At 62.4% G+C, this 25,796-nt stretch carries 25 protein-coding genes; 9 read left to right on the forward strand and 16 right to left on the reverse strand.

Going from position 1 to position 25,796, the window contains the following annotated elements; genetic code table 11:
- Positions 1 to 7: 7 nt before the first annotated feature.
- The 4 genes from B3R00_RS00870 to B3R00_RS00885 form a co-directional block, all read right to left on the reverse strand.
- Positions 8 to 421 (reverse strand): hypothetical protein, encoded by a 414-nt coding sequence (locus B3R00_RS00870; protein WP_286996862.1) that lies wholly within the window; start codon positions 419 to 421, stop codon positions 8 to 10.
- 16 nt (positions 422 to 437) lie between these two features.
- Positions 438 to 1,100, reverse strand: a complete 663-nt coding sequence (locus tag B3R00_RS00875; RefSeq protein ID WP_286996863.1) for a HEPN domain-containing protein — start codon at positions 1,098 to 1,100, stop codon at positions 438 to 440.
- A 335-nt stretch (positions 1,101 to 1,435) separates the two neighbouring features.
- Complete coding sequence (locus B3R00_RS00880) at positions 1,436 to 1,828, reverse strand: hypothetical protein (RefSeq protein WP_286996865.1); 393 nt, start codon at positions 1,826 to 1,828, stop codon at positions 1,436 to 1,438.
- Positions 1,829 to 2,014: 186 nt separating this feature from the next.
- Positions 2,015 to 2,530 carry a copper resistance protein NlpE N-terminal domain-containing protein gene (locus B3R00_RS00885; protein WP_286996867.1) on the reverse strand — a complete coding sequence of 172 codons (516 nt, stop codon included), beginning with the start codon at positions 2,528 to 2,530 and terminating at the stop codon, positions 2,015 to 2,017.
- Between the two features lie 129 nt (positions 2,531 to 2,659).
- On the opposite strand from B3R00_RS00885, the gene B3R00_RS00890 reads away from it, so the two are divergent.
- The gene (locus tag B3R00_RS00890; protein ID WP_286996869.1) at positions 2,660 to 3,721 is read left to right on the forward strand and encodes an NAD(P)-dependent alcohol dehydrogenase; all 1,062 of its coding nucleotides are present in this window, start codon (positions 2,660 to 2,662) and stop codon (positions 3,719 to 3,721) included.
- A gap of 96 nt (positions 3,722 to 3,817) precedes the next feature.
- On the opposite strand, the gene B3R00_RS00895 is transcribed toward B3R00_RS00890, so the two are convergent.
- Positions 3,818 to 5,860 carry an acetate--CoA ligase family protein gene (locus tag B3R00_RS00895; RefSeq protein ID WP_286996871.1) on the reverse strand — a complete coding sequence of 681 codons (2,043 nt, stop codon included), beginning with the start codon at positions 5,858 to 5,860 and terminating at the stop codon, positions 3,818 to 3,820.
- A gap of 588 nt (positions 5,861 to 6,448) precedes the next feature.
- Between B3R00_RS00895 and argE the strand changes: the two genes are divergently transcribed.
- On the forward strand, positions 6,449 to 7,609 hold the full coding sequence (gene argE, locus B3R00_RS00900; protein WP_286996873.1) for an acetylornithine deacetylase: 1,161 nt from the start codon (positions 6,449 to 6,451) through the stop codon (positions 7,607 to 7,609).
- A 112-nt stretch (positions 7,610 to 7,721) separates the two neighbouring features.
- Here the strand turns inward: argE and B3R00_RS00905 are convergent, their stop codons facing one another.
- The 4 genes from B3R00_RS00905 to B3R00_RS00920 all read right to left on the reverse strand — a co-directional run bounded on the left by B3R00_RS00905 (position 7,722) and on the right by B3R00_RS00920 (position 11,848).
- Positions 7,722 to 8,786, reverse strand: a complete 1,065-nt coding sequence (locus tag B3R00_RS00905) for a homocysteine S-methyltransferase family protein (protein ID WP_286996875.1) — start codon at positions 8,784 to 8,786, stop codon at positions 7,722 to 7,724.
- 117 nt (positions 8,787 to 8,903) lie between these two features.
- A complete protein-coding gene (gene alkB, locus B3R00_RS00910; RefSeq protein ID WP_286996877.1) occupies positions 8,904 to 9,563 on the reverse strand; it encodes a DNA oxidative demethylase AlkB in 660 nt (219 codons plus the stop codon).
- Positions 9,560 to 10,366: an N-formylglutamate deformylase gene (hutG, locus tag B3R00_RS00915; RefSeq protein ID WP_286996879.1), complete on the reverse strand. Its 807-nt coding sequence runs from the start codon at positions 10,364 to 10,366 to the stop codon at positions 9,560 to 9,562. Before hutG ends, alkB begins: the two co-directional genes overlap by 4 nt.
- Before the next feature lie 99 nt (positions 10,367 to 10,465).
- On the reverse strand, positions 10,466 to 11,848 hold the full coding sequence (locus B3R00_RS00920) for an FAD-binding oxidoreductase (RefSeq protein ID WP_286996880.1): 1,383 nt from the start codon (positions 11,846 to 11,848) through the stop codon (positions 10,466 to 10,468).
- Positions 11,849 to 12,155: 307 nt separating this feature from the next.
- On the opposite strand from B3R00_RS00920, the gene B3R00_RS00925 reads away from it, so the two are divergent.
- Entirely contained in the window at positions 12,156 to 14,024 is a 1,869-nt protein-coding gene (locus B3R00_RS00925) for a phosphoenolpyruvate carboxykinase (GTP) (RefSeq protein WP_286996881.1), read from the forward strand.
- Positions 14,025 to 14,214: 190 nt separating this feature from the next.
- Here B3R00_RS00925 and B3R00_RS00930 read toward each other — a convergent pair whose 3' ends face one another.
- Positions 14,215 to 14,430 carry a hypothetical protein gene (locus B3R00_RS00930; protein ID WP_286996978.1) on the reverse strand — a complete coding sequence of 72 codons (216 nt, stop codon included), beginning with the start codon at positions 14,428 to 14,430 and terminating at the stop codon, positions 14,215 to 14,217.
- 147 nt (positions 14,431 to 14,577) lie between these two features.
- On the opposite strand from B3R00_RS00930, the gene B3R00_RS00935 reads away from it, so the two are divergent.
- Positions 14,578 to 15,534 carry a LysR family transcriptional regulator gene (locus B3R00_RS00935; RefSeq protein WP_286996883.1) on the forward strand — a complete coding sequence of 319 codons (957 nt, stop codon included), beginning with the start codon at positions 14,578 to 14,580 and terminating at the stop codon, positions 15,532 to 15,534.
- Here B3R00_RS00935 and B3R00_RS00940 read toward each other — a convergent pair.
- On the reverse strand, positions 15,499 to 16,221 hold the full coding sequence (locus B3R00_RS00940; RefSeq protein ID WP_286996886.1) for a hypothetical protein: 723 nt from the start codon (positions 16,219 to 16,221) through the stop codon (positions 15,499 to 15,501). The two genes, B3R00_RS00935 and B3R00_RS00940, sit on opposite strands and share 36 nt — an antisense overlap.
- A gap of 116 nt (positions 16,222 to 16,337) precedes the next feature.
- Between B3R00_RS00940 and B3R00_RS00945 the strand changes: the two genes are divergently transcribed.
- Together B3R00_RS00945 and B3R00_RS00950 are read left to right on the forward strand one after the other, a co-directional pair.
- Positions 16,338 to 17,192 carry a metallophosphoesterase gene (locus B3R00_RS00945; RefSeq protein ID WP_286996887.1) on the forward strand — a complete coding sequence of 285 codons (855 nt, stop codon included), beginning with the start codon at positions 16,338 to 16,340 and terminating at the stop codon, positions 17,190 to 17,192.
- A gap of 104 nt (positions 17,193 to 17,296) precedes the next feature.
- Positions 17,297 to 17,722 carry a universal stress protein gene (locus B3R00_RS00950; RefSeq protein WP_219163412.1) on the forward strand — a complete coding sequence of 142 codons (426 nt, stop codon included), beginning with the start codon at positions 17,297 to 17,299 and terminating at the stop codon, positions 17,720 to 17,722.
- 63 nt (positions 17,723 to 17,785) lie between these two features.
- Here B3R00_RS00950 and B3R00_RS00955 read toward each other — a convergent pair whose 3' ends face one another.
- The 3 genes from B3R00_RS00955 to B3R00_RS00965 form a co-directional block, all read right to left on the reverse strand.
- A complete protein-coding gene (locus B3R00_RS00955; protein WP_286996889.1) occupies positions 17,786 to 19,033 on the reverse strand; it encodes an ATP-binding protein in 1,248 nt (415 codons plus the stop codon).
- 8 nt (positions 19,034 to 19,041) lie between these two features.
- Positions 19,042 to 19,770 carry a response regulator gene (locus tag B3R00_RS00960; RefSeq protein ID WP_286996890.1) on the reverse strand — a complete coding sequence of 243 codons (729 nt, stop codon included), beginning with the start codon at positions 19,768 to 19,770 and terminating at the stop codon, positions 19,042 to 19,044.
- Between the two features lie 153 nt (positions 19,771 to 19,923).
- Positions 19,924 to 21,258, reverse strand: coding sequence for an AmpG family muropeptide MFS transporter (locus tag B3R00_RS00965; RefSeq protein ID WP_286996891.1), 1,335 nt, complete (start codon positions 21,256 to 21,258; stop codon positions 19,924 to 19,926).
- Positions 21,259 to 21,304: 46 nt separating this feature from the next.
- On the opposite strand from B3R00_RS00965, the gene B3R00_RS00970 reads away from it, so the two are divergent.
- From B3R00_RS00970 to B3R00_RS00980, 3 genes are all read left to right on the forward strand, one after another.
- Positions 21,305 to 22,030 carry a helix-turn-helix domain-containing protein gene (locus B3R00_RS00970; RefSeq protein WP_286996893.1) on the forward strand — a complete coding sequence of 242 codons (726 nt, stop codon included), beginning with the start codon at positions 21,305 to 21,307 and terminating at the stop codon, positions 22,028 to 22,030.
- Between the two features lie 65 nt (positions 22,031 to 22,095).
- On the forward strand, positions 22,096 to 22,995 hold the full coding sequence (locus B3R00_RS00975) for a DMT family transporter (RefSeq protein WP_286996894.1): 900 nt from the start codon (positions 22,096 to 22,098) through the stop codon (positions 22,993 to 22,995).
- Between the two features lie 47 nt (positions 22,996 to 23,042).
- Entirely contained in the window at positions 23,043 to 23,954 is a 912-nt protein-coding gene (locus B3R00_RS00980) for a M48 family metallopeptidase (protein WP_376747656.1), read from the forward strand.
- 31 nt (positions 23,955 to 23,985) lie between these two features.
- Here B3R00_RS00980 and B3R00_RS00985 read toward each other — a convergent pair whose 3' ends face one another.
- Both B3R00_RS00985 and B3R00_RS00990 read right to left on the reverse strand, forming a co-directional pair.
- Positions 23,986 to 24,933 (reverse strand): lactate/malate family dehydrogenase, encoded by a 948-nt coding sequence (locus tag B3R00_RS00985; protein ID WP_286996896.1) that lies wholly within the window; start codon positions 24,931 to 24,933, stop codon positions 23,986 to 23,988.
- A 200-nt stretch (positions 24,934 to 25,133) separates the two neighbouring features.
- The gene (locus B3R00_RS00990; protein WP_219163406.1) at positions 25,134 to 25,772 is read right to left on the reverse strand and encodes an MBL fold metallo-hydrolase; all 639 of its coding nucleotides are present in this window, start codon (positions 25,770 to 25,772) and stop codon (positions 25,134 to 25,136) included.
- Positions 25,773 to 25,796: the final 24 nt, after the last annotated feature.

Below are 25,796 nucleotides of genomic sequence, written 5' to 3' on the forward strand. Positions count from 1 at the left end.
TTATTTATTATCTCTTGCGTTCTACCTGGAATACCTTTTCTTTTTCAAGCCTTAATCTATCACATGATTTTGTTTCTGTGATAAATATAGTTTCCATGTTAGCTGCTTGTGTAATTAAAACAGCATCATTTTGTAACTCTCTTATTCCCTCCTTAAATTGAGGGTATCCCATTATTATTCCGCCAATAAATCCAAGAATACTTATTTTCGATATAAAGCTACCTTCATCTAATTCTATATCTATTTTTATATCTTCACCAAATAAGAATTTGGCTCTTGGTTCAACAAATAAACGTATTTTCTCTTTTATTTCTAATTCTGACGATGATCCTTTAATAAACTCTATATCTAAATGGGAATATGCTTCACAAAGCAAATCATATTTATTCTCTTGATCTGACTTTTCAATGTAATTTGCCATTTAATTATTTCCTTTTTTAAGATATCACCGGATAACAAGCCTCACCCCATACCGCTTCCGGATGGGCCATCATGATTGCAATCACCACGGGCACGATGTGCGCCATCAGCGTGGCGCAGTCCTGCACTTGGGCACGGTTGACCTTGCCGTTCCAAGTGGCGCCGCCGTGCATCAGTTGGTTGCGCAAGGTGTAGATGCGCTGAAACACCAGCGCCAGCAGCTCGGGCGTGTGACCTTGTGCCAGCAAGATGGCGGCTTTGCGCTTGCCAGCGGCTTGGCGGGTTTGCCACGTGGCTTCGTCGATCTCGCCGCGCTGGAAGCTCCAGAACGATTCAAAGACGTAGGGGTTGTCGAGCAGCACACGGATGGGGCCGCTAAAAGTGTTCCACACCAAATCATCCAGTTGCTTGGCGCTGTCTAAGCCGTGTAACTTGCGCAAGAACGCGGTGAAGCTCTCTTGTTCACTCAGGCGCAGAGTGGCGGGAATTTCTTGCGCATAGGCGGCGTTGAACGCAATCCACAAAAAGATAAAGCGCGCGTCCGGATCGTGATCGGGCTCGCACACGCTGGCGCGCTGCAGCCAACTGAGTGCGCGGTGAATGCGCAGGTTCAGCGCATCAGGCATGCCTTCGCGTGTGGCACGGTGGCGTTTTTTGAGTTCGGCGTGAATGGCCTGCATCTGTCTCCCCCAGCTTCTTATGAACTGGTGGGAGCTTAGAGGCAGATGGTGTGGGCGTGCAATGACTTCGCGCACCTTGGTTCTTGAGCGCCTGCATTCACCTGCGGAAAGCACCTAGCAGCTACTCCAAGCCACGGGTGCGGCAGCAAGCGGGACACGGCGCCGGAGCTTGCCATGGGATGCGCGGTTGCCCAGGTTTTCAGCGCCTGTGCATGGGGCGACCCCAAGCGCCCCTGCGCGGTCTTCACGCATCTGCCCACAAGGTGAAGGCGTGCGCTTAAAAAAAAAGAGCTACCAGCGCTTGATACATAAGCGCTAACGGCCATTTTTTACTCTTAATTGGACAGCTCGACCGGGCGGATATCGATATTGCCGTATTCATCGTGGCGCCCGGTGCTGGCCAGCACATGGTCGCCGTGCTGGTCTTCAATCAGGTAGTACACCGGGTTTTGCGGGTCTTTGCGCACCTTGAGCTGTACTTCATACATGCGCTTGCCACTGATGATGACGCCGCTGGCCTCGGGCTGGTGCGGCGGAAAAATCAAGCAGGTGTGGCCCGAGAGCTGGCCTTGTGCACATTGCGAGGTGCCATAGAGCTTGGCGGGCTTGCCCAGATAGTTGATATCAATGCCTGGCGGGAACATGAGCGTGTCGTCCAGCGGAGACTCATCAAAACAGCCTGTCAAAACAACTGTAGCGGCCAAAGCCGCCAAGTAGGGAAATCGCATGAGCTTCTTCTCTGGGCAAGCCGGGTACACCTGCGGCAAGGCAGGTGGGTACCCGATGGGGCGTGACAGCGCACGCAGAAGCTCCACAGTTTATCAATTGTTACCAATTGATATTTAATGTGCGAAAAAGTTTTTCGCCTCTGCTTTGATGCAAGTCGCCACCTCTTGCCAGACTGGGCACAACCCCTAGTTCACAGGCTCGCTGGTTTTGCGCAGGCGATACATGTGGCTGGGCTTCAAGGCAGCGCCTGTGGCGCGCTCGCGCATTTCGATCCAGCCTTCGGCAACAAAAAATTTATAGGCCACAGGCTCTTGGGCGGAGCGGCGCAGGCTGATCAAGCTGCCGCCGACAGGGTCAAAGCTGAAAGGGCCCGTATAGGAGGGCACCACCGTGCGACTGAGGTCACCGCCCACGCGGCGCTCGCGCACCACGGCGGTTTTGTCATCGCGCAATTGCACGCTGATGGCGATTCCACCGCCATCACAGCCATCGCAGGGCAGCAGCGCCTGGTAGGTGCCATGCCAGTCCAGCATGGTCTCGGGGGTATCGCCCTGCAGCGCTTGCTGGCCCTGCTCATGCATACGTGGTGGAGGAGCATCCGCCGTCACGGGTTTGCTGACACAGCCCAGTAGCCAGAAACTGGCACACAGGGTAAGCAGGCAAGGCCCCAGAGAACGATGGTTGTAGACTGTTTTTTGCATAAATAGCTGGCTGGATAGCGTCAATCAATTCACGATGGATGCTAGAGCGTGTGCACTGCCTGCCAATCCCCCAGGGCAGCGAATGCATGTAAGCCATCTCCTACAAACTGTGTTGAAAGACTTTTGACCATGCCTCAAGCAACACGCGGCTATGCCGCCACTTCACCCACCAGCCCGCTGGGCTTGTTTCACTTTGTGCGCCGCGATCCACGTGACAACGATGTGGTGATCGATGTGCTCTACAGCGGCGTATGCCACTCCGATTTGCACACCGTGCGCAACGACTGGGGCGGCACCGTTTACCCCACCGTCCCCGGCCATGAAATTGTGGGCCGCGTCACGGCCGTCGGCAGTGCGGTCACGCGCTTTCAAGTGGGCGACACCGTGGGCGTGGGCTGCATGGTCGACAGCTGCCAGCACTGCGCAGCGTGCGCCAAAGGCTGGGAGCAATACTGCGAAAAAGGTATGACGGGCACCTACAACAGCACCGACCGCGTGGATGGCAGCGCCACGCAAGGCGGCTACTCCGAGCACATTGTGGTGCGCCAGGAATTTGTATTAAAAATTCCGCAGACGCTCGATTTGAAGGCCGCAGCCCCGCTGCTGTGCGCAGGCATTACCACCTGGTCGCCGCTGCGCCACTGGAAGGTCGGCCCGGGCAGCAAAGTGGCCGTCGTAGGGCTGGGGGGCCTGGGGCATATGGCACTCAAACTGGCCAAGGCGCTGGGCGCGCAAGTGACCTTGTTTAGCCGCTCAGCGGGCAAAGAAGCGGACGCCCAGCGCTTGGGGGCAGACCGTGTGGTCATCAGCACCGACAAGGCCCAGATGAAAGCGGTGAGGGGCCAGTTTGACCTGATCATTGACACCGTGCCCTACGCCCATGATCTGAACCCCTACACCGCCACCTTGGCCACCGGCGGCACGCTGGTGCTGGTCGGGTTTCTGGGCATGCAAGAGCCAGCAGTCAACACCACGTCCTTGGTACTAGGGCGCAAGTCGGTGGCAGGTTCAGTCATCGGCGGCATTACCGAGACCCAAGAGATGCTGGACTTTTGCGGCCAGCACGGCATTACCGCCGATGTCGAAATGCTGGCCATGCAAGACATCAACACCGCGTACGAGCGCATGCTGCGCAGCGATGTGAAGTACCGCTTTGTGATCGATATGCAAAGCCTCAAGAGCGCCGCCTGAAAAAGGCTTTGCGAGCCGCGCCTGCCTTCAAGGCTTTTTAGGCCTCTAAGGCAGGTGCAGCAAGCGCTGTCAGCTCACAAAGTTGAAAAGCGCTTTTCAGTCTTTGCGGTTGGGCGCCACGATTTGCTGGGCCATGACATCCAGCACGGACAGCGGCCACTGCATGGCCCAGCCCGCCGCCGCCACGGCCAACCACTCGTGCACCGCCCACTCGCCCATGCGCTGGGGCAGGGGCAAATAGGTTTCTTGCGCGCCTTGCGCGCACACCACCCGGCCATCGCGCACAAAAGCCACGCGGCCATTCACGCGCCGGTGCGATTGCAGCAAGGGGTGGTTTTCATCGGCATCCACCCAGGTGATCTGGCCCAGACAGGTCAGCGCCAGGCTCTCCAGCTGGTGGCAGCCAGTGCCCAGCACCGCCATGCCACCGGGGCGCACCGCACGCAGCTGCGCGGCCAACACCCGCTGCTGCATGGAGCTGTCCAAGTCCGTGTCGTCGGGGCAAATGATGGCCACATCACAGTGCGCATAGGCCCACCCTGCCTGCACTGCCGTGGCCATGTTTTGGGCAATCACCGCTGCGGTGACTGCACGGTGCATCAGCACGCGCTGGCCCGCCGAAGGCGCTTGGCTCACCGGCTGGGGCATGTGGGTGCCTTGCAAATACATGTCCGCGCCACTGGCTACCCCCGTGTAAAAAGCCTGCGACTGCAGCCACAGCCCCAAGGTTTGCGCCATGCGCTGCCCGGAGGCTTGGCCGGCCAGCACGCCCACCAAGGGGATCTGTCCATTGTCCGGATGCGGAAAGAGGTGGGAGCAAATCGCCTCACCCACCGCACGGGGCTTGCCGTGCACGGGGTACAGGTGCATCAGCAAGCTGGGGCCCGCATTGACTTCCACAATCGCCCCGCCCTGCTCCAGCAAGGGGCGGCGAATGTCTTGCACCACCATGTCGATGCCTGCGATATCCAGCCCAATGGTGCGCGCCGCCATGACCGCGTTGCGCGCAATGTCGGGGTGTACTTCATCGGTGCAATCGACCGTCAAGTTGCCAGTGCGCAGCAGCACCACTTGCTGCCCTTGGGCAGGAATGGACTGCGCATCCAGCTGCTGGCGCAGCAACTCGCCTTGCACCTTGGCGTCGGTAGACAGCTCAATCCGCTCCAGCGTGTTGTCAATCAGGCAACGGGGGTGCTGGTTGATCTGCGCTTCCACCAGTTGTGCCACGGTGGATTGGCCATCGCCCACCACGCCCAGGGTTTCGCCCCGGGTGGCTGCCACCACAAAATCGCCCACCACCAGCACCCGGTGTTCATAGCCGCGAATGCAGCGCTCCACCAGCACCTGGGTGCCTTCGCGCTTGGCCAGCTGCCAGGCGGTCTCTACCGAAGCCTGGTCCATCAAGTCCAGACTCACGCCACGGGCGCGGTTGCCGTCCAGCGGCTTGACCACCACGGGCAGACCCAGGCCTTGCGCGATATGCCAGGCCTGCGCCGGCGAGGTTGCGAAATCCCCCTGCGGGGTGGGAATGCCTGCATTGGCCAGCAAGCGCTTGGTCAAGGCTTTGTTGGACGCAATGTCTTGGGCAATCGCACCCGTCATATCGCTTTCCGCTGTCCAGATACGCTGCTGGGCAGCGCCCATGCCCAGCTGCACCAGATTGCCCTTGGGAAACAGGCGGTAGGCGGGCAGATGGCGCTGCAAAGCCGCATTGGCAATGCACGCGGTACTGGGGCCCAAGCATTCTTCGTCGATCACGTGGCGAATGCGCCCCAAAGCACCGGCCCATTGCTTGGCGCGCTCAATCGGCTCCAGCACCAGCAGCTCCAGCGCATGCTGCAGCAGGCTGCGGCCCAAAGCGGCTTCACTGGCTTCCACCACCACCGTGCCACGGCCATTGATGCCGGGCAAACACTGGCAAAAGCGATCCGGCAAAGCCACGGCCTTGAGCAAGGCATGCAGCAGCTCTTCCAGCTGCGGCCACTGCCGCGCATCCATGTCCAGCAGCTGCGCTTCCAGCACAGGATGGGGGCTCCACAGGTTGTTGCCTGTCCAGTGGCGGGTACGCAGGACGTGGGCTTGCTGGCAGTTCAACGTTTTGTCAGTGCAATCAGATTCGGGGGTGCTGAGGACGCGCATACGCGAGCCTCCTTGGATTCAAGGGTGGTGGTGACAGCACCAAACAGCAGGCGACAAACCGCAAGCTGCCACAGCGCAACACACCGCCGCACGGCGGTGTAGGAACGGGTGCAATGAAAGTGGGTGTTCAGAGGGGTGTGCGAGAGAAATCGCTGACCCGCAGGCTTAGGTGCGCAGCCGAAGCAGCGGCCCATCCACGCAGTGCAGCATGTGAATGTTGGTCATGGGTGACTTTCCAAACCGAGCCCACGTGCGCGGACTGCTGGCTTGTTATCTAGGGCCTGTAAAAAATGTGGAGTCATGCTGCTGGGCAATGCTTGGCACGAAGCAATTGCACCGCCTGATGCTCGCCGCCATCACTCCATGGGCAGCAAGCGGGCCAAAGAATAGCAGGCTCGCTACAACTGTGAAAGAGGTCTCTGGCCGAAAGCACAGGCGGCAACACGGGATTGCGGCCATACGGTCACCGTCACGAAGGTTTTGGCGCTGTGGGAATATGCACGGCCTGGCCCCTTGCCTGCGCCGTACACTGCGATCAAGCCTTGGTTTTGTTCACCAAGCGCCCTTCAAGCCCCAAGAGCACATCCCATGTCTACTCCCAATACCCGCAGCTGGCTGCAAACCCTGGTGGGGTTTGACACCACCAGCCGTCACTCCAACCTGCATTTGATCGAACACGTGCGCGACGCGCTGGCAGCGCAAGGCGTGCCGGTGCAGTTGATTCGCTCGCCCGATGGCGCCAAATCCAATCTGTTCGCCACCCTGCCCGCCAGCGATGGCAGCACCCAGGGCGGGATTGCGCTGTCTGGCCACACCGATGTGGTGCCCGTCGATGGCCAGCAGTGGGACACCGACCCGTTTGCGCTGACCGAAATCGACGGCAAGCTGTATGGCCGTGGCACCTGCGACATGAAAGGCTTCATCGCCGCAGGCTTGGCCCTGGTGCCGGAATTTTTGGCGATGCCGCGCAGCAAGCCGCTGCACTTTGCCCTGTCGTATGACGAAGAAGTAGGCTGTTTGGGTGCCCCCGTCATGCTCCACCAGCTGCGGCTGCAAGGCCAGCGCCTGGATGGCTGCATCGTGGGCGAGCCCACCAGCATGCAGCCCGTGGTGGCGCACAAGGGCATCAATGTGTGGCGTTGCACCTTGCACGGCAAGGCGGCGCACTCCTCACTGACGCCACGCGGCAGCAACGCGATTGAATACGCAGCGCGCCTGATCTGCCGCATCCGCGATATGGCCGACAGCTACCGGGCCAACGGGCCTTACGACCAGTTCTTTGATGTGCCCTACACCACCATGACCACCAACCAGATCAGCGGTGGCATTGCGGTGAACACGATTCCCGAGCGCTGCGAATTTGCCTATGAATTTCGCAACCTCCCTGGCATGGACCCGGCAGGCATTCAGGCGCAGGTCGAGGCCTATGTGCAGCAAGAGCTGCTGCCGCGCATGCGCCAAGAGTTTGCCGAGGCACGCATTGAGTTTGATTCGCTGGCAGGCGCCCCCGCTTTTGACAGCGCCGAAACCGAGGCCATCAACCAGCTGGTGCAAGCCCTCACGGGAGACCGCACCAAGCGCAAAGTAGCTTACGCCACCGAAGCGGGCCTGTTCCAGCAAGCGGGCATCCCCACCGTGGTCTGCGGCCCCGGCGCGATTGCCGATGCGCACAAGGCCAATGAATATGTGGAGCTGGCGCAGTTGCAGCGCTGCGAGGACTTTTTGCGCAAGCTGGCGCAGTCCTTATAAACAAAAAGAGAGCTGCTAGCGCATGCGAACATTGAGCTTCAGATGCTTTCCTGTCTGAAACCCAGTATTCAATAGCGCTGGCAACTCTCTTTTTTATCTTTTGATGGAGCGATCAAGCCTCTGCGGGGTAAAACAGCTTGCGGCCCTTGTCGGCCGACACGGCCTTGGCAATGGCGCCAATGTGGTCGGGCGTGGTGCCGCAGCAGCCACCGACGATGTTGACCAGGCCTTCGGCGGCGAACTCATGCACCAGCCGGCTGGTCACGTCCGGCGTTTCGTCAAAGCCGGTGTCGCTCATCGGGTTGGGCAGACCGGCATTCGGGTAGCAGCTGATGAAGGTGTCCGGCGCGGCCTTGGCCAGCTCCTGGATGTAGGGGCGCATCAGCGTCGCGCCCAGGGCGCAGTTCAGGCCGACTGACAGCGGATTGCTGTGGCGCACACTGTGCCAAAACGCCGTCACGGTCTGGCCCGACAGAATGCGGCCCGAGGCATCGGTCACGGTGCCGCTGATCATGATGGGCAGCACCTCGCCCGTGGCCTCAAACGCTTCTTCCACGGCAAACAGCGCGGCCTTGGCGTTGAGCGTGTCGAAAATGGTTTCCACCAGGATCACGTCGGCGCCGCCTTCGATCAGCGCCACGGTTTGCTCGAAATAGGCTTTGCGCAAGGTTTCAAAGTCCACATTGCGCGCACCGGGGTCGTTCACGTCGGGGCTGATGGACGCCGTCTTGGGCGTAGGGCCCAGGGCGCCGGCCACATAGCACTTGCGGCCGTTGACGCTGTACTTGTCGCAAGCTGCGCGGGCCAGTTGGGCGCTCTTGAGGTTCATCTCGCGGGCCAGATCGGCCATGTGGTAGTCGTCTTGCGCCACGGTGGTGGCGCCGAAGGTGTTGGTTTCGATCAGATCAGCCCCGGCGGCCAGGTATTTCTCGTGAATGTCGCGGATCACGTCAGGCCGGGTGATGGACAGCAACTCGTTGTTGCCTTTGACATCACGGGCGAAATCTTTGAAACGGTCGCCAGCGCCATCCGCGCCGGTATAGCCTTCGCCCCGGTACTGGGCCTCGCCCAGCTTGAAGCGTTGGATCATGGTGCCCATCGCGCCATCCAGGATGGCAATACGCTGTTGCAGCAGGGCGGGCAGTTCTTGGGCGCGGGTGTAATTGGGCAGACTCATAGCCTCCGATTGTAGGAAGCTGTGCATGCCCTGTGGCAGCACATGCTGTTGTCCGCCTGCGTGTGTGGCGTATGCCATCCCCGCCAGCAGCGAGCAGTGCTTGCTGCGCGTAAGGCCCTATGCCGCGTAGTAGCGCTTGGCCATGCGGAAGGTCAGGTTCCAGCGCTGCGCCCCCAGCAGATGGTGCTGCCCGGCCTTGAGCGGATTGACCCCGTGGTAGGCCATGCGCGTGGGGCCGCCCCACACCAGCACATCGCCGTGCGTCAGCGGCACGCGGCGCACCGGGTCTTGGCGCGTGGGCCCTCCCCACAAAAACGTGCAGGGCAGGCCCAGCGAGACCGAGACGATGGGCGCGCTCCAGTCCATCTCATCTTCGTCGCGGTGCAAAGTCATCTTGGCGCCGGGCTGGTAGCGGTTCATCAAACACGCATCCGGGGCATAGCCGGGGTAGCCCGCCGCCGCCGCGGCCGCCACGGCTTGCGCTTGCATGAAGGCAGGCATCGCAGGCCAGGGCAAGCCGGTTGCGGGATCTGTGCTGCTATAGCGATAGCGCTGCGCATCGGACACCCAGCCCCAGTCACCGCAATTGGTCATGGCCACCGACAGCGGCGCCCCACCCGGGCGCGTCATGACCCGAAATGGCGCCTGCGCCGTCACGCTGCCCACCGCTTGCAGCCATTCCTGCTCTCGCGCTGCGGCAAAGCCGCGCAGCAGCACCGCCCCCGCATCCAGCACCTGCGGTGGCAATGCTTCAGTGGCGAACAGCGGCAGGCTCATGTGCGGGCAAGGTCCAGGGCCGATTGCAACAGTTGCTGCACGGTGGGCTGAATGCGGGCCGCACGCTCGGGCAGATAGTCAAACGGCAAGGCCTCTTGCATGTAGCTGCACTGCGTCATCTCCAGCTGCACGGCATGAATGCCGCGTGCAGGCTCGCCGTAGTGGCGCGTGATATAGCCGCCTTTGAAGCGACCATTGAGCACCGCCGTGTGGCCGGGCGCTTGCTGGGCAAGCTGCAGCAATTGCTGCGCCCAGACGGGATCGCAGCTGGCACCATCTGCCGTACCCAGGTTCAGGTCTGGCAGCTTGCCTGCAAAAAAGCGGGGCAGCACCGAGCGGATGGAATGTGCATCCCACAGCACCACCTTGCCATGCAGGGCCAGCAGCCGCTCCAGCTCGGCGCGCAGCTGTGCGTGGTAGGGCTGCCAGTAGGCGGTGCGGCGGCGCTCCACCTCAGCAGGCTCGACCGCCGTGCGGCCGTCGCGGTACAGCGGCGTGTCGGCAAAGCTGTCCATCGGACACAGCCCGGTCACGCTCTGGCCGGGGTACAGGCTCTCGCCATTGGGGGGCCGGTTCAAGTCGACCACATAGCGGGAATAGGTGGCCACCAGCACCGAAGCCCCCAGCGACTGCGCCCCCTCATACAAGCGCGGCAGGTGCCAGTCGGTGTCGGGCACCTGGCGGGCCTCATCCGTCAGGGCCTGGGCCATCTCTGCAGGCAATGCGGTGCCCGCGTGCGGCATGGAGATCAGCAGCGGCGCCGTGCCTTGGTGCAAAACAAACGGGGAGTTGGCTTGTGTCATACGCGAGCAGCTATCAAAAAATACATCCCTGCGCAAAGGTGCGCCCAGGTCTTGCACCCCCGCGGCCCGCCAGCGCTGGGCGGCGCGGGCGGGCCGACGTTAGAACATCTTGCCGGGATTCATCAGGCCCAAGGGGTCGAGCGCGGCCTTGATGGCGCGCATGGCAGCCAGCTCGGCAGGGGTGCGGCTCATCGCCAAGAAGGGCTTTTTGTGCAGCCCGATGCCGTGTTCCGCAGACACGGAGCCTTGGAACGCCCCCACCACGCGGTACAGCTCGGCTTCTACGGCCTCGCATTCCCCGCGAACCGATGCGCCATCGGTGGAGACGTGCAAATTGCCATCGCCCACATGGCCGAAAAACAGCGTGAAGTGACCGGGCCAGCGCGCATCAAATGCTGCCTGAATGGCGTCGGCAAACTTGCCAATCTCGGACTGGGGCAAGCTCACGTCAAAGTTGATCGGCGGGTGCATCTGGGTGTTCAGCTCGGCCGGTGCTTCGCGCAGCTTCCACAGCGTTTTGGCCTGGGTTTGCGACTGCGCGATCACTGCATCGACCACGTCACCCGCCTCCATGGCTTCCCCCAAGGCCTCTTCCACGGCTTCGCGCAGACTGGCTTCGTCTTTGCCATCCACATCGATCAGCGCCAGGAAAGGGTGGCGCTCTGCAAACGGCGCCTGCAGGTGCTGCCATTGCACAGAGGCTTGCACAAAGTTGTCCCACATCAGCTCAAACGCGGCCACGCTGTTGCCAAAGCGGCGCTGCATGCGCTGCAGCACCGCCAAGGCCTGGTCAAAACTGGGCATGGCCACCAAAGCAGTCGCCTTGGCCTGGGGCATGGGGCGCAGGCGCAGCAGCACGCGCGTGATCACGCCCAGCGTGCCTTCCGCACCGATAAAGAATTGCTTGAGGTCGTAGCCCGTGTTGTTCTTGATCATTGGGCGCAGCATGGGGAGCACCGTGCCGTCGGCCAGCACCACTTCCAGCCCCAGCACCTGCTCACGCATCATGCCGTGCTGCAGCACGCCGTTGCCACCCGCGTTGGTGGCCACATTACCACCAATCTGGCAGCTGCCGCGCGCGCCCAAGTCCACGCCAAACACCAAGCCTGCCTCGACGGCGGCCTCCTGCACAGCTTGCAGGGTGGCCCCGGCTTGCACCTGCATCACGGCGGAGCGGGCGTTGATGTCTTCGATCGCGCTCATGCGCTCCAGCGAAATGGCTACGCCGCCTTCCACTGGTACGGCACCACCGGCCAAGCCGGTCAGGCCGCCCTGGGGCACCACGGGCACGCGGTGCGCGTGGCACAGGCGCAACGCAGTGCTGACTTCTTCGGTGCTGCGCGGGCGCACCAAGGCCCAAGGCGCCACGGGGGGCGTGCCGCTCCAGTCAGTGTGGTAGCGGGCCTCGACCACATCACCCACCAACACCACTTCAGCACCCAGTGCTTGCTGCAAATCTTTGACAAATTGTTCTTGGGACATGACTCAACCTTTCACAGCCTCCATTGTCATCCCGGTGCGCAGGCGCTGGGTTGGGACTTGCCACATCTCTGTGCCCCACAGGTACAGCGCGTGCAGCTATTGATGTGCATAAAGTCATGCCTCAAACACATAGTTTTCGATGTAACACGGATGGCTTTTTTATGACAGCTCCCTAGAATGGCCGCCTGCTGCCCGCAAAACAGGCAGCCAAGGCGAGCCATCAACACCAGAAAACGGTAATGCCAGCCCTCTTCGACAACCGGGATGTGGGCTGACATGACCGCTTTTAACTATCTCGGAGATCTCGATGAACGCAGCCGCGCCCCAGGCTCTGCAAGTGCAGGCCCCTGACTATGTGAAGAACCCCCAGCTGATCGCCTGGGTCAGCGAAATGGTGGCGCTGTGCAAGCCCGCCAAGGTGCATTGGTGCGACGGCTCGCAAGCTGAGTACGACGCACTGTGCCAGCAACTGGTGGATGCCGGCACCTTCAAGCGCCTGAACCCTGCTAAGCGTGCCAACAGCTACCTGGCCTGCTCGGACCCTTCGGACGTGGCCCGCGTGGAAGACCGCACCTACATCTGCTCCGAAAAGCAAGAAGACGCTGGCCCGACCAACAACTGGATGGCACCGGCCGAAATGCGTGCCACGCTGAACCCACTGTTTGACGGCTGCATGGCCGGCCGCACCATGTACGTGGTGCCTTTCAGCATGGGGCCACTGGGCTCACCTATTGCGCACATCGGCATTGAGCTGTCGGACAGCGCTTATGTGGCTGTGAACATGAAGATCATGACGCGCATGGGCCAGGCCGTGTATGACGTGATCGGCACCGATGGCGACTTTGTGCCTTGCGTACACACCGTGGGCGCACCGTTGAAAGACGGCGAAAAGGACACCACCAGCTGGCCGTGCAACCCCACGACCAAGTACATCGTGCACTACCCCGAAACGCGCGAAATCTGGTCCTACGGCTCGGGCTACGGCGGCAATGCGCTGCTGGGCAAGAAGTGCTTTGCGCTGCGCATTGCCTCCACCATGGGTCGCGACCAGGGCTGGTTGGCCGAGCACATGCTGATCTTGGGCGTGACCAACCCCCAAGGTAAGAAGTACCACGTGGCAGCGGCCTTCCCCTCGGCCTGCGGCAAGACCAACTTCTCCATGCTGGTGCCCCCTGCCGCGTTTGAAGGCTGGAAGGTCACCACGATTGGTGACGACATCGCCTGGATCAAGCCCCAAGCCGACGGTAGCCTGCGCGCCATCAACCCCGAAGCGGGTTACTTTGGCGTAGCCCCCGGCACCAATATGCTGACCAACCCCAACTGCATGAAGAGCCTGGACAAGGACGTGATCTTCACCAACGTTGCGCTGACCGACGATGGCGATGTGTGGTGGGAAGGCATGGAAAAAGACACCGGCTTCATCCCTGACCACCTGATCGACTGGAAGGGCAACGACTGGACACCCGCGATTGCCAAGGAAACCGGCGCTAAGGCCGCCCACCCCAACGCACGCTTTACGGTTGCTGCCACCAACAACCCCGCGCTGGACGACGCTTGGGATGACCCCAAGGGCGTGAAGATTGATGCCTTCATCTTCGGCGGCCGCCGCTCCACCACCGTGCCACTGGTGACCGAAGCGCGCAACTGGACCGAAGGCGTGTACATGGCAGCCACCATGGGCTCGGAAACCACCGCCGCTGCGTTTGGTGCACAGGGCGTGGTGCGCCGCGATCCGTTTGCCATGCTGCCATTCGCGGGCTACAACATGAGCCACTACTTCCAGCACTGGCTGGATCTGGGCAAGAAGATCGAAGCCACTGGCGCGGCCCTGCCCAAGATCTACACCACCAACTGGTTCCGCAAGGATGCCGATGGCAAGTTTGTCTGGCCCGGCTACGGCGAAAACATGCGCGTGCTCAAGTGGATGATTGACCGCATTGAAGGCCAAGCACAAGGCCAAGAAACGGCTTTGGGCACAGCACCTGCGTACAGCGAAATCAACTGGAATGGCCTGAACTTCAGCGCCGAGCAGTTCGCCACCGTCACCAACATCGACAAAACCGCCTGGGCCGAAGAGATGCAGCTACATACCGCCCACTTTGACCAGTTGGCCTACGGCATGCCCCAGGCCCTGCTGGACACCAAGAAGGCGCTGGAAGCGCGTTTGGCGGCATAAAAAGGAGAGCTGCCAGCGCTTGTATTTGAAAGACCTCAGATACAAAGTGCGTTGAAAAGCAAAAGGAGCTTGCGCTGCAAGCTCCTTTTTTTATTGTGTCTCTGGGTGCAGCCTACAAAAAAGCCACTGCAGGCGCAGTGGCTTGGGGGCAACGGGTCAACCTAGGGCCGACGCAGGCCCCGCCCAGGTTTTAGCGCTTGGCCGCAGCGGCCGACATGGCGCGCGAGAGGTCGGCCATCATGCGTGCATCTTGCAGCGCCATGTTCCAGGTCAGTTCATCGGCACGCACGGCGCGGCGTGCTGCCTGCCATGCCTTCCATTGCTGGGCGGCCATCGCAAACAGCCAAGGCAACAGGGCTTTGGATTGGGGGCGCGCAGCAGAATACGTAGCGGTCGAGGTGGTCATGGGGGGTAAGGCCTTTCAAGCCATCCAGCAGCGGGCTTGTGGCTGTCCGTGGAGGCAATACCGTAATATTAGGGTTATCCCTAAAACCTTTCAAATTTATATTTTGAATCTAGATCATTCACAGTGGTGATGTTTAAATCCTGAGGCATGACGCCCCACGACTTTCGCTCCCTCGACCTGAACCTGTTGCGCGTGTTTGACACTGTGATGGCAGAGGGCAGTTTGACGCGCGCTGCAGATAAGTTAGCCATCACTCAACCTGCGGTCAGCAACGCCATGCGCAGGCTGCGCGACGCCCTGGGCGATGAGTTGCTGGTGCGCCAAGGGCATGGGGTACAGCCCACGCCCCGCGCCCTCACCCTGTGGCCGGTGGTGCGCGAGGCCCTGGGCAACCTGCAGCAAAGCCTGGCGCCTGAAAAGTTTGACCCCGCCACCGCCACCCTCACGGTGGTGCTGGCAATGGCCGATGCCACGGCCAGCACGCTGGTGCCCAATCTGGTGCCGATAGTGGAGCGCGAAGCGCCGCACCTGTCCATCCGCATCGTGCCGCTGACCACCCGCGACCCGCGCGGCCTGCTGGATGCCGAAGCCGCCGACATGGCCGTGGGCCACTTTCCCGCCGTGCTGGCCGACCTGACGGCCCGCGCCCAGGCAGGCACCCTGGTGCCCCATGAGCACCGCCGCCTCTACGACGGGGAGTACGTGGCCGTCATGCGCAAAGACCACCCCCTGGCCTGGATGCCGCTGACGCTGGAGCACTACTGCGCCGCTAAACATTTACTGGTGAGTTTTTCGGGCCGTGCCTATGGATTTATTGATGAGGCGCTGGCGGCGCTGGGGCGTGAGCGCCGCATTGTGCTGACCGTCAACCAGTACACCACCGCCGCCCGGGTGGTCAGCCAGTCCGATCTGGTGACGGTACTGCCGCGCCACTTTGTGCCTATCACCGGCATTCAGCACCAGTTGCAAGTGCACCCCCTGCCCCTGGAGGTACAAGCCGTGCACGTCGATGCGCTGTGGCACAAGCGCGGCCCCAATCGGGCCGCCTATGAGTGGCTGCTGCAGGCCTTAAATCGAGCGACGCTCAAAGCGTTCTCCCAGTGAGCTGCGGGAGAAATGCATGGTCTGCAAATAGCTGGACAAGCGCCAGTCCTGCATGTGGTGCAACAGCAGCCACTGCGCCCACCACAGTGCGGCATAGACCCAGAACTCGGTCATCGCCACCATCACAGAACGGGTGGCGTCGGGCATCTGGGGCATGGGCAGGCCCACCTGGCCTTGGGCCACTGCGGCCAGCAACAGCGCCAGCATGCCCACCAGCACACAGCCCCAGGGCATGGCCGCTTCATGCCACCAGCGCGCCACCACACGGCTGAGCAAACGGTAGCGCAACACCCAGTACACCCCAGCCAGCAGCAAGGCCGCATACGCCCCCGCTGCAGCCAGCGCTGGCCACGGCAACCCGCCGCTGGGCAGGCGCGGCCCCGCATCCAGCCAGACCTGGGCCTGCGGCAGCACCAGCCCGGCGTGCCCTGCCAGCTCATGGCTGAGCAGACCCAGCCAGCCCATCGCAGCCACCCACCAGATCTTGCCCACCGCCATGCCGCGTTGCTGGTAGGCGGCCAGCACGGCCACAAGCCCGCCCGCCAGCAGCGTCACCGCTTGTACGCCCTCCAGCACCCCATCGTGCTTGCCCCAGGACGCCGGCACCCCGGCAGCCAAGATATAACCCAGACACAAGCCCAACAGCAAAATCCAGCTGCTGGCTCGTACATGTATATGTGTTCTCATCATTGAAGACCTGCCCCGTCAGGGGCAAGCAAAATCGCCAAGGGGAGCGATTCTAGAAAGCCTGCACCAAATGCGTGCATGCAAGAGAATTCGTTTTGTGCCAATCATGCGCTGCTATGAAAATTCAACTGCTGTCTGACCTTCACCTGGAAGTTCACCCCCACTACCAAGCCACGCCCGCAGCGGATGCCGAGGTGCTGGTGCTGGCCGGAGATATCGGCTCCTACCAAGAGGGCAGCTTGCTGCAGGGCGAATACTTTGGGCTGGAGCGTTTTTCCCCCCTGCCGCAATTTGCGGGCTGGCCCTGCCCGGTCATCTTTGTGCCGGGCAACCATGAGTACGACCTGCAGGACTGGGACGCCGCCCACGCCCGCCTGCGCCGCGTGTGCGACACGCTGGGCATCATCTGGCTGGAGCGCGAAAGCGTGGTGCTGAATGCGGTGCGCTTTGTCGGCACCACGCTGTGGACCGACTATGACGCCATCGCGCTGCTGGATGACAAGGTGCAAGCGGGCGATATGGGCCGCCTGCTCAAGCTGCGCGAAAAATCGTTCCGCGCCGCCAACTTTTACCTGCGCAAAACGGGCGGCACGCGCCACGGGCAGCCGTTTCTGGCCGAACCCATGCGCGAGCAAGCCTTGGTATGCCAAGCCTGGTTGCGCGAGACCCTGGCGCAGCCCTTCGCCGGCAAGACCGTGACCGTCACCCACTTTGCACCCAGCTTGCACAGCTGCGACCCGCGTTACGGCCTGGTGCCCGGCAGCGCTGGCTTTTGCAATGCCCTGGACGACTTGCTGCCCCATGCCCACCTTTGGCTGCACGGCCATCTGCACGCCCCCAGTGACTACACCGCTTCAGGCCTACACCCTGATGGCAGTGCGTGGAATTGCCGTGTCGTCGCCAATCCCTTAGGCTATGCCCGTAAAGGAGAACAGCTGCACTTCCAGCCTGCGGCGTGCATCACCTTATGATTTCTTTGCTTTCACTTGGTTGCGCTCCCAGAAACATGACTTACGTCAAGACAACATGAGCCCCAGTGATTACCCTTGGTTCTATCAATTTGGAGATATGTCTCATGAAAATCTTGCTCGCTGTCGACGGTAGCCCCTTCACCAAAAAAATGCTGGCGTACTTGGCCGCGCACGAAGAACTGGTGGCCGCAGGCCGCCACGACTACACCGCGCTGACGGTACAAGCCGCCCTGCCTCCCCGTGCACGCGCAGCCCTGAGCAAAGACATGGTGGATGAGTACTACGCCGAAGAATCCGCCAAGGTGCTCGAGCCCGTGTCCAAGTTCTTGGCACAAAGCGGCATCACCGTGCATGCCCGCGCCGAAGTTGGCCCCGCCGGTGAAGTCATCGCCAAGATGGCCGAAGAAGGCAAGTTTGACCTGATCATCATGGGCACCCACGGCCACGGCTCGCTGGGCAAGCTGGTGATGGGCTCGGTCTCCACCCAGGTGCTGGCCAACTGCTCCGTGCCTGTGATGCTGATTCGCTGATTCAGCGCTTCTCGCACAAAAAAGGGCTGCATCTGCAGCCCTTTTTTTACGCCCCCTCGCCGCTCAATGCGCGGCACCCGGTTGCACCGGCAAACGCAGCACAAAGCTGGCGCCCGGCTGGCCGTCCAGACGGCCCTCGCAGGCCACGCTGCCGCCATGGTGCAGTGCAATGCTGCGCACCAGCGACAGCCCCAACCCCACGCCGCCCGAGCGCTCGCTTGCCCCTGGCAGGCGGTAGAACTTTTCAAAAATACGCTCGCGCTGATCGGGTGGCACGCCGGGGCCAATGTCTTGCACGCGGATCACCGCCATATCGCCCTCGCGCGACAGCAGCAAACTGACTTCTCCGTGGCTGTAGCGGCGCGCGTTTTCCAGCAGATTGCGCACGGCGCGGCGCACCAGCTTGGCAATCGCGGGCACCTCCACGCCTTCGGTGGCCTGCACCTCCAGATCCGCGTCCACACGGGCACACTCTTCGGCCGCCAGGCCAATCAAGTCCACGCTCTCCACTGTGCCCACATCCACGCCGGGCTGCTCCAGGCGGCTGGCCAGCAAGATTTCATCGACCAGCTGGTCCAGCTCGTTGATGTTGCGCTGAATCTCGCGCTTGGCTTTGGCCACCGAGGCATCGCCGCCCATCAACTCCAGCCCCATGCGAATGCGCGCCAGGGGCGAGCGCAACTCGTGCGAGGCATTGGCCAGCAGCGATTTGTGCGACTGCACCAGCTCTTCAATGCGGCTGGCAGCGGCATTGAACTGGCGCGCCAGATCGGCCACTTCGTCCGTGCCTTCGGTGGCCACACGCACCGTCAAATCACCTTCGCCAAAGCGTTGCACCCCGCGCTGCAAGTTCTCCAGGCGCTTGAGCAAGCGGCGAATGATGGGGAACACGCCCACCACCACGACCAGGCCAATCAAGCCCAGCAGCCACAAAAAGCCAAACGGCGGGCGCAGCCAAAACGCCCAGTCATGGCCGGGCGGCCCATGGCGGCCGTTGCTGGCCCCTGCGCCCCCGACGCGCGGCGTCATTTCCAGAAAATAGGTCTGGCCGTCGGCGCCGTCGATGCTAAAGCGCGGGGCATCGCCCTCGCCGCGGCGGATGCGCTCAAACGGCCCTTGCACCAGCACGCGGCCCGTAGCATCGGTCACGGTCATCTCGCGCGCCAGCGAGGTGGGGGATGCGTTGTTGCGTGCGTTGTGCGCTTCGGCCTGCTGCCAGGCCCAGCCCACCACCAAGGTGAGCACCGCCACACCGCCCACCACAGCCAGCCAGATGCGCAGATACAGCCGCTGAGAGAAAACTTTGAACATGCGCCGCCTTAGTCTTGCTGCTTGGCAAACACATAGCCCACGCCACGCACCGTCAAGATGCGCTTGGGCGCTTTGGGATCGACCTCAATCGCGGCGCGAATGCGGCCCATGTGCACGTCGATGGAGCGGTCAAACGCCTCCAGCTCACGACCCCGCACGGCTTCCATGATCTGGTCGCGCGTAAGCACGCGGCCCGCACGTTCGGCCAGCGCCACCAGCAAATCAAACTGGTAGCTGGTCAGCTCAGCGGCTTGGCCGGCCACCTGCACGGTGCGGGCATCGCGGTCAATTTCCAGCGAGCCAAAACGCAGCACATGGGCAGCCGCCTGGGGCGCGGTGCTCAGGCCATCGTCGCCCCGGCGGCGCAAGATGGCACGAATGCGTGCCAGCAACTCGCGCGGCTCAAAGGGTTTGGGCAGATAGTCGTCGGCCCCCAGCTCCAGCCCAATCACGCGGTCCATGGGGTCACCCTTGGCGGTGAGCATGAGCACCGGCACTTTGGCCACCGGGCCGGGCATGGCGCGCAGGCGGCGGCACACTTCCAGCCCGTCCATATCGGGCAGCATCAAGTCCAGGATGAGCAAATCGGGCAATTTGCCGCTGCCCTGCAGATGGGCCAGCCCACTGGTTGCATCCGCGCAATGCACAACGGCCAAACTGTTTTGCCCGAGATAGTCGCTGACCATATCGGCCAAACGCACATCGTCTTCAATCATCAACAGGGTATGGGTGCTCATAACGCCCCAGTGTAGAGAAGCTGTTTGTCTGTTGCGTAAAGCACAGGTAAAAAGATAAAAACGGAGCTGTCAGCGCTGGTTAAACCTGGGTTTCAGCAGCTTTTCTATGTGAAATCCTTATTTCACAAGCGCTGGCAGCTCCTTTTTTACCACTTAGCGCAGCCGCACCCGCGCCGCCAGCGCCACCAGCAGCAGCACCGGCACACCCAAACAGGCCGTGCCCACAAAAAAGGTCTCGTAGCCATACGCATCCACAAACTGGCCAGAAAAGCCCGCCAGCCACTTGGGGGCCAGCAGCATCATGGAGCTGAACAGCGCGTACTGCGTGGCCGAGTACTGCACATTCGTCAGGCTGGAGAGATAGGCAATAAAAGCCGCCGAGGCAATGCCACCGGCCAAATTGTCGGCACTGACCACCAGCGTCAGCCCGGTCAGGTCATGGCCGCGCGTGGACAGCCAGGCAAACAGCAAATTGCTGGCGGCTGATAACACGGCGCCCAGCATCAGCACCCGCATCACGCCCCAGCGCATGGACATCACGCCCCCAATGAAGGCGCCCAGCAGCGTCATGACCACACCAAACACCTTGGTGACGGCGGCCACCTCATCCTTGCTAAAGCCCATGTCCACATAAAACGGGTTGGCCATGATGCCCATCACCACATCGCTGATGCGGTAGACCGCAATCAGTGCCAGCACCAGGGCCGCTTGCCAGCGGTAGCGCTGGATAAAGTCGGCAAACGGTGCCACCAGCGCACCTTGCAGCCATTGCGCGATATTTTTGGACGCTGGCAGCGGCTGGGGGTTGGGCTCTTTCGAGCAAAGCACCGTCACCACCCCCACCAGCATGCTGGCCGCCATGACCAGATACGCAACCTGCCAGGCGCCGTGCACATAGCCCGTCACATCGCCCTGCGCACGCGCCGCCAACCACAGCGCGCCCGCGCCCGCCCAGATCATGGCCAGCCGATAGCCCGTCTGGTAGGTGGCGGCCAAGGCGGCCTGGTGGTCGGTGTCGGCCGACTCAATGCGGAAGGCATCCAGCGCAATGTCTTGCGTGGCCGAGCCAAAGGCCACCGCCAGCGCGCACCAGACAATCGGGTCCAGGGCCTGGATCGGGTCGCTGAACGCCATGCCCACCAAGCCCGCCACAATCATCGCCTGCGATAGCAGCAGCCAGCTGCGCCGCCGCCCCAGTGCCCGCGTAAGCCACGGGATCGGCATGCGGTCGACCAACGGCGACCACATCCATTTGAAGGCATAGGCCAGCGCCACCCAGCTCAGATAGCCAATCGTGGTGCGGTTGATGCCCGCTTCGCGCAACCAAAATGAGAGCGTCCCCAGCACCAGCAGCAAGGGCAGACCGGCAGAAAAGCCCAGCGCCAGCATACGCAGGCTGGCCGGCTCTGCGTACACCTTCAACGTGGCACGCCAAGAGCGGCGAGGCGGGCTGGTGGTAGCGGGGGTAGGTTGGGAAGCGTCGGACATGGTGCGGTGCAAAAAGCGTTGCCCCATTATCGCCAGCACCGCTACCATGACAGCCCACATGACCTGCGCCGCACCCCCTGTTACCGTTGATTGCAGCATTCGCCATTACTGCGGCGAGCATGCGGCGCATGTGCACGAGGGTCACGCCCAACTGCTGTATGCGCTGGCGGGGCGCATGGAGCTGGAAGTCGATGGCCGCAGCAATTTTGTCGACACCGCTTGCGGGCTGCTGATTCCTGCGGGCAGCCGCCACGGCTATCTGGCCCCGCCGGGGGCACAAATGCTGGTGCTGGATGTGGCGGGCATCGCCCACACCGCGCTGGACAAGGTGCGCCGGTTTCAAGTGCCCGCCGCTGCACGCTGCGCACCGCAGCTCATGCCCGCTGCACAGCGCTTGCAACTGCTGCTGCAATCCCCGGCGCTGCTGCCGCGACGTGCGGTGGATGTGGCTGCCATCGAAGCGCAGGTGCGCGCCCGCTTGCACAGCGACTGGCCCACGGCCCGCCTGGCGGCCTTGGCCCATCTCAGCCCCCAGCGCTTTCATGCACGCTGGCAGGAGCTGACGGGGCAGACCCCGCAGCAATGGCTGCGCCAGATACGGCTCGATGAGGCCGAGCGCCTGCTAGCGCGTGGCCGCAGCCTAGAGGCCTGTGCCCGCAGCTGCGGCTATGCCACAGCCAGCGCTTTGGCCTATGCGCTGCGGCGCGACCGCCAGACCGGCGCGCGGCACGTGCGCAGCCAAGTGCCAGGCACAACCCGCACGGCCGACTGACGGCAGGCCGCGCACTATGCGCGTTGCTCGACATTCGCGGCGGCCTTTGGTGGCAGCATCGCTGCATGCCGCAATTTTCTTCCTCCCTGCACGGTGTCGTGCTCGTACTTTTGGCCGCGGTGCTGTGGGGCACCACGGGCACTGCCAACAGTTTTGCCCCCGAGGGCATGCCGCCGTTCTGGGTGGGCGCGCTGCGACTGGTCATGGCTGGTGCATTCTTTGTGCTGCTGGGCAGTGTGCTCAAGGGCAGCGCCACCACCCGCCAAGCGCCGCTGCACTGGGGGCGCATGCTGCTGTGTGCGCTGTGCATGGTCACCTACAACCTGGCATTTTTTGCAGGCCTGCAAACCACCGGTATTGGCCTGGGCACCGCGGTGGCGATTGGCTCCAGCCCCGTATGGGCCGGTCTGCTGCAAGCGCTCATGCTGCGCCGCTGGCCCGGCGGGCTGTGGTGGTTGGGCACCACGGTGGGCGTGATCGGCGGCTTTGTGATGACCCAAGGCAAAGGGGGCGACATGAGCGCTTCAGCCACCGGCTTGCTGCTGTGCCTGCTGGCGGGCTTGGCCTATGGTGCCTATGCCGTTATCAGCCAGCCGCTGATCGTGCAGTCAGGCGTGACTCGCGTGAATGCCTGGGTATTTTTCAGCGCCGCGCTGATTGCAGTGCCCATCGCTGCGCTGCTGGGCGGCATGCCCCACACCAACGCACAAGGCTGGGCCGTGGTGGTGTATCTGGGGGTGGTGGCCACGGGTGTGGCGTATTTGCTGTTTTCCATCGGCCTGCGCAGCATTTCTGCGGCCACCAGCGTGGCCTTGAGCAAGTTTGAGCCCATCACCGCCTTTGTCTTGGCGATGGTGGTGGTGGGCGAGCGCCCCGGCTGGCTGGCATGGTGTGGCTTGGCGCTGGTATTGCTGGGCTTGTGGCTGGTGGTGCACAGCGAAATGCGTCAAAACCGACAGACCTAGCCGTGCCCCCGCTTTTACACTGGAGGCGTTTGAAGATGGAGCCACGCATGTCCCCTGTTGAATTCCTGCCCCCACCTATGTCCGACTCTTGCGCCACCACCTGCTGGTGCGGCAGCGCGCATGCGGGTGCAAGGCACAGCCTGTGGCAGGCGCGGCGCGCTTTTTTGCAGCTGGGGGGCAGCGCCGTGGCTGCGGCAGCCGTGCCCGCTTGGGCGCAGGTGCAAGTGGGCGAAGCCTCGCGCCTGCGCCATCTGGTGCCCGCCGAAGACTTGGAGCAAGCCGCCAACCAGCAATATGCGCAGCTGATTCAGCAAGCCCAGTCCAAAGGTGCCCTGGTGGCCCCCAACGACCCGCAAACCCAGCGCCTGCACCGGATTGCCAAGGCCTTGATTCCCCACACCTATGCGTGGAACGAGCGGGCCCGCAACTGGCAGTGGGCCGTGGCCTTGATTCGCAGCGATGATGTGAATGCGTTTTGCATGCCCGGGGGCAAGATTGCGTTTTTCACCGGCATCATCCAAAAGCTGCAGCTCACGGACGACGAGATCGCCATGGTCATGGGCCACGAAATGGCCCACGCCCTGCGCGAGCATTCGCGCGAGCAACTGGCCAAAAACTCGGCCACCAGCCTCGGCATCTCGCTGGGTGCCCAGTTGCTGGGCCTGGGCGATGTGGGCAACTACGCCGCACGGCTGGGCGGCCAGCTGCTGAGCCTGCGCTTTAGCCGCAACGATGAAAGCGATGCCGATCTGGTGGGGCTGGAGATTGCCGCACGCGCAGGCTACAACCCCCAGGCGGCTGTGGCGCTGTGGGAGAAGATGGGCAACGCCACAGGCAACAATGCCAACGGGCTGTCTTTCCTCTCCACCCACCCCAGCGGGCCTGAGCGCATTCGTGAGCTGCAGCGCAACGTGCCCAGCGTGCAGGGCTTGTACCAAGCGGCGCGCCGTTCGCGCTAGGCCACGCGGGCGAGCGCGCAGTGCACCGGTCTTAGCCCAGCGCTTTCAATCCATCATCAATAGCGGTTGCAAGCGTTGCAGCACTTGCGCGAAGCGCTACCGTTTCAGCAGCATCCAGCTGCGGCATCAACGGCGCAGAAGCCCCCCGGCTGCTGATCACATGCGGCAGCGACACGCAGGTGTTGGCCACCCCCAGCAGCTGGGGCATGAAGGTGGAGACCGGGTGGATGCTGCTTTCATCTTCGACCATCGCTTTGACCAGGCGCGCAATGCAGCCACCAATCCCGAAGTTCGACACCCCCTTGCCCGCCTTGATGCGGTAAGCCGCCGTGCGCACATCGTGCTCCATGTGCTGCTGCAAGGCCGCATCAATGGGGCGGCCCCGCTGCACGGCAAACTCCAGCACCGGCATGCCGGCGATCAAGGCGTTGGACCAATGCACCACGGACGAGTCGCCGTGCTCACCCAGCACATAGGCGTGGATGGAAGCGGGCGCCACATCCAGGTGCTGCGCCAGACGATCACGGAAACGGATGGAGTCGAGCGTGCAGCCCGTACCAATCGCGCGGCCCGGCGCCACGCCAAAGCGCTGCACCGCTATAGCAGGCATGACATCCACCGGGTTGGTAGCAAACAGCAGCACAGTGTCGGGCGCGGCCTTGAGCACCTGGGCCAAGATGCCGTCCATGATGTGCAGATTCTGGTGCAGCAGCTGCAGCCGGGTTTGGCCAGGCTGCAGGCTGGCCCCCGCCGTAATCACCACCACGGCCGCGCCCGCCAAATCGGCATAGCTGCCTTCCACCACACGCGCTGAGGTGCCAAATGCGGCGGCATGGGCAATGTCTGCGGCCTCGCCCGCAGCACGTGCGGGGTTGGTGTCCACCAGCACAATGTCGCTGATGCCCGGCATCGCAGAGAGCAAATACCCCGCTGCAGCGCCCACCTGACCGGCCCCAATAATTCCAATTCGCGCGCCCATCTCTGTCCTTTGTTTGCTGGCAATGCCCGCATGCTAGGAGATCAAGGGTTTACCCGAGAGATTCCGCTCCCGATTGATTGACGCGCATCAATATTGAAAAGGACTTTGCGCTTTTTCGCGCCGTAGCGGCCGGGTACTGCAGCGCTGCGCGTTGGCGGGGCGGGCAGGAGAAAAGCGCTTTTCAGTTGCTGCATGCAGCTTCAGGTATTGCCCACATAGGGATTCGTCTTGCGCTCGCGGCCAAAGCTGCTCTCTGGCCCGTGGCCGGGAATAAACACCGTCTGATCGCCCATGGGCCACAGGCGCTGCACGATGGAATCAAGCAGCTGCTGGTGGTTGCCCTGGGGAAAATCGGTGCGGCCAATGCTGCCGGCAAACAGCACATCGCCCACAAAACAACGGTCAATTTGCGGTGCATGAAACACCACATGCCCCGGCGTGTGGCCCGGCGTGTGGCGCACGTTCAGCGTCTCGAACCCGATGCGCACGGTGTCGCCATCTTGCAGCCAGCGCGTGGGCTCAAACGGCTCTGCCGGGGGAAAGCCAAACATCGCCCCTTGCTGCGGCAGCCCGGCAATCCAGAAACGGTCGCCTTCGTGCGGCCCCACGATGTCCAGCTTGAACTTGTCGGCCAGCTCGGCCACACCGCCTGCATGGTCGATGTGGGCGTGCGTCAACCAAATGGCTTTGGGCTGCAGCCCCAGGCGCTCGAGCTCCCATTCAATCGTCTCCAGATCCCCTCCGGGGTCCACAACGGCGGCCTCTTTGGTCTGGTCGCACCACACCAAAGAGCAGTTTTGTTGAAAGGCGGTGACGGGGATGGTGTGGTAGTGCAGCATGGGCGATGGTGAAAGCAAAGGAGT

It is taken from the genome of Comamonas sp. UBA7840 (genome assembly GCF_002501455.1).
GTDB lineage: Bacteria > Pseudomonadota > Gammaproteobacteria > Burkholderiales > Burkholderiaceae_C > Comamonas > Comamonas jiangduensis.

What these genes read in the sequence shown, in the direction of transcription:
- B3R00_RS00875 (WP_286996863.1), bottom strand. Translation starts at nt 1,100, where the DNA reads ATGCAGGCCATTCACGCCGAACTCAAAAAACGCCACCGTGCCACACGC.
- B3R00_RS00940 (WP_286996886.1), bottom strand. Translation starts at nt 16,221, where the DNA reads ATGAGAACACATATACATGTACGAGCCAGCAGCTGGATTTTGCTGTTG.
- B3R00_RS00990 (WP_219163406.1), bottom strand. Translation starts at nt 25,772, where the DNA reads ATGCTGCACTACCACACCATCCCCGTCACCGCCTTTCAACAAAACTGC.
- B3R00_RS00985 (WP_286996896.1), bottom strand. Translation starts at nt 24,933, where the DNA reads ATGGGCGCGCGAATTGGAATTATTGGGGCCGGTCAGGTGGGCGCTGCA.
- B3R00_RS00950 (WP_219163412.1), top strand. Translation starts at nt 17,297, where the DNA reads ATGAAAATCTTGCTCGCTGTCGACGGTAGCCCCTTCACCAAAAAAATG.
- B3R00_RS00945 (WP_286996887.1), top strand. Translation starts at nt 16,338, where the DNA reads ATGAAAATTCAACTGCTGTCTGACCTTCACCTGGAAGTTCACCCCCAC.
- B3R00_RS00965 (WP_286996891.1), bottom strand. Translation starts at nt 21,258, where the DNA reads ATGTCCGACGCTTCCCAACCTACCCCCGCTACCACCAGCCCGCCTCGC.
- B3R00_RS00960 (WP_286996890.1), bottom strand. Translation starts at nt 19,770, where the DNA reads ATGAGCACCCATACCCTGTTGATGATTGAAGACGATGTGCGTTTGGCC.
- B3R00_RS00870 (WP_286996862.1), bottom strand. Translation starts at nt 421, where the DNA reads ATGGCAAATTACATTGAAAAGTCAGATCAAGAGAATAAATATGATTTG.
- alkB (WP_286996877.1), bottom strand. Translation starts at nt 9,563, where the DNA reads ATGAGCCTGCCGCTGTTCGCCACTGAAGCATTGCCACCGCAGGTGCTG.
- B3R00_RS00885 (WP_286996867.1), bottom strand. Translation starts at nt 2,530, where the DNA reads ATGCAAAAAACAGTCTACAACCATCGTTCTCTGGGGCCTTGCCTGCTT.
- B3R00_RS00930 (WP_286996978.1), bottom strand. Translation starts at nt 14,430, where the DNA reads ATGACCACCTCGACCGCTACGTATTCTGCTGCGCGCCCCCAATCCAAA.
- B3R00_RS00880 (WP_286996865.1), bottom strand. Translation starts at nt 1,828, where the DNA reads ATGCGATTTCCCTACTTGGCGGCTTTGGCCGCTACAGTTGTTTTGACA.
- B3R00_RS00920 (WP_286996880.1), bottom strand. Translation starts at nt 11,848, where the DNA reads ATGTCCCAAGAACAATTTGTCAAAGATTTGCAGCAAGCACTGGGTGCT.
- B3R00_RS00890 (WP_286996869.1), top strand. Translation starts at nt 2,660, where the DNA reads ATGCCTCAAGCAACACGCGGCTATGCCGCCACTTCACCCACCAGCCCG.
- hutG (WP_286996879.1), bottom strand. Translation starts at nt 10,366, where the DNA reads ATGACACAAGCCAACTCCCCGTTTGTTTTGCACCAAGGCACGGCGCCG.
- B3R00_RS00925 (WP_286996881.1), top strand. Translation starts at nt 12,156, where the DNA reads ATGAACGCAGCCGCGCCCCAGGCTCTGCAAGTGCAGGCCCCTGACTAT.
- B3R00_RS00935 (WP_286996883.1), top strand. Translation starts at nt 14,578, where the DNA reads ATGACGCCCCACGACTTTCGCTCCCTCGACCTGAACCTGTTGCGCGTG.
- B3R00_RS00895 (WP_286996871.1), bottom strand. Translation starts at nt 5,860, where the DNA reads ATGCGCGTCCTCAGCACCCCCGAATCTGATTGCACTGACAAAACGTTG.
- B3R00_RS00970 (WP_286996893.1), top strand. Translation starts at nt 21,305, where the DNA reads ATGACAGCCCACATGACCTGCGCCGCACCCCCTGTTACCGTTGATTGC.
- B3R00_RS00955 (WP_286996889.1), bottom strand. Translation starts at nt 19,033, where the DNA reads ATGTTCAAAGTTTTCTCTCAGCGGCTGTATCTGCGCATCTGGCTGGCT.
- argE (WP_286996873.1), top strand. Translation starts at nt 6,449, where the DNA reads ATGTCTACTCCCAATACCCGCAGCTGGCTGCAAACCCTGGTGGGGTTT.
- B3R00_RS00980 (WP_376747656.1), top strand. Translation starts at nt 23,043, where the DNA reads ATGTCCCCTGTTGAATTCCTGCCCCCACCTATGTCCGACTCTTGCGCC.
- B3R00_RS00905 (WP_286996875.1), bottom strand. Translation starts at nt 8,786, where the DNA reads ATGAGTCTGCCCAATTACACCCGCGCCCAAGAACTGCCCGCCCTGCTG.
- B3R00_RS00975 (WP_286996894.1), top strand. Translation starts at nt 22,096, where the DNA reads ATGCCGCAATTTTCTTCCTCCCTGCACGGTGTCGTGCTCGTACTTTTG.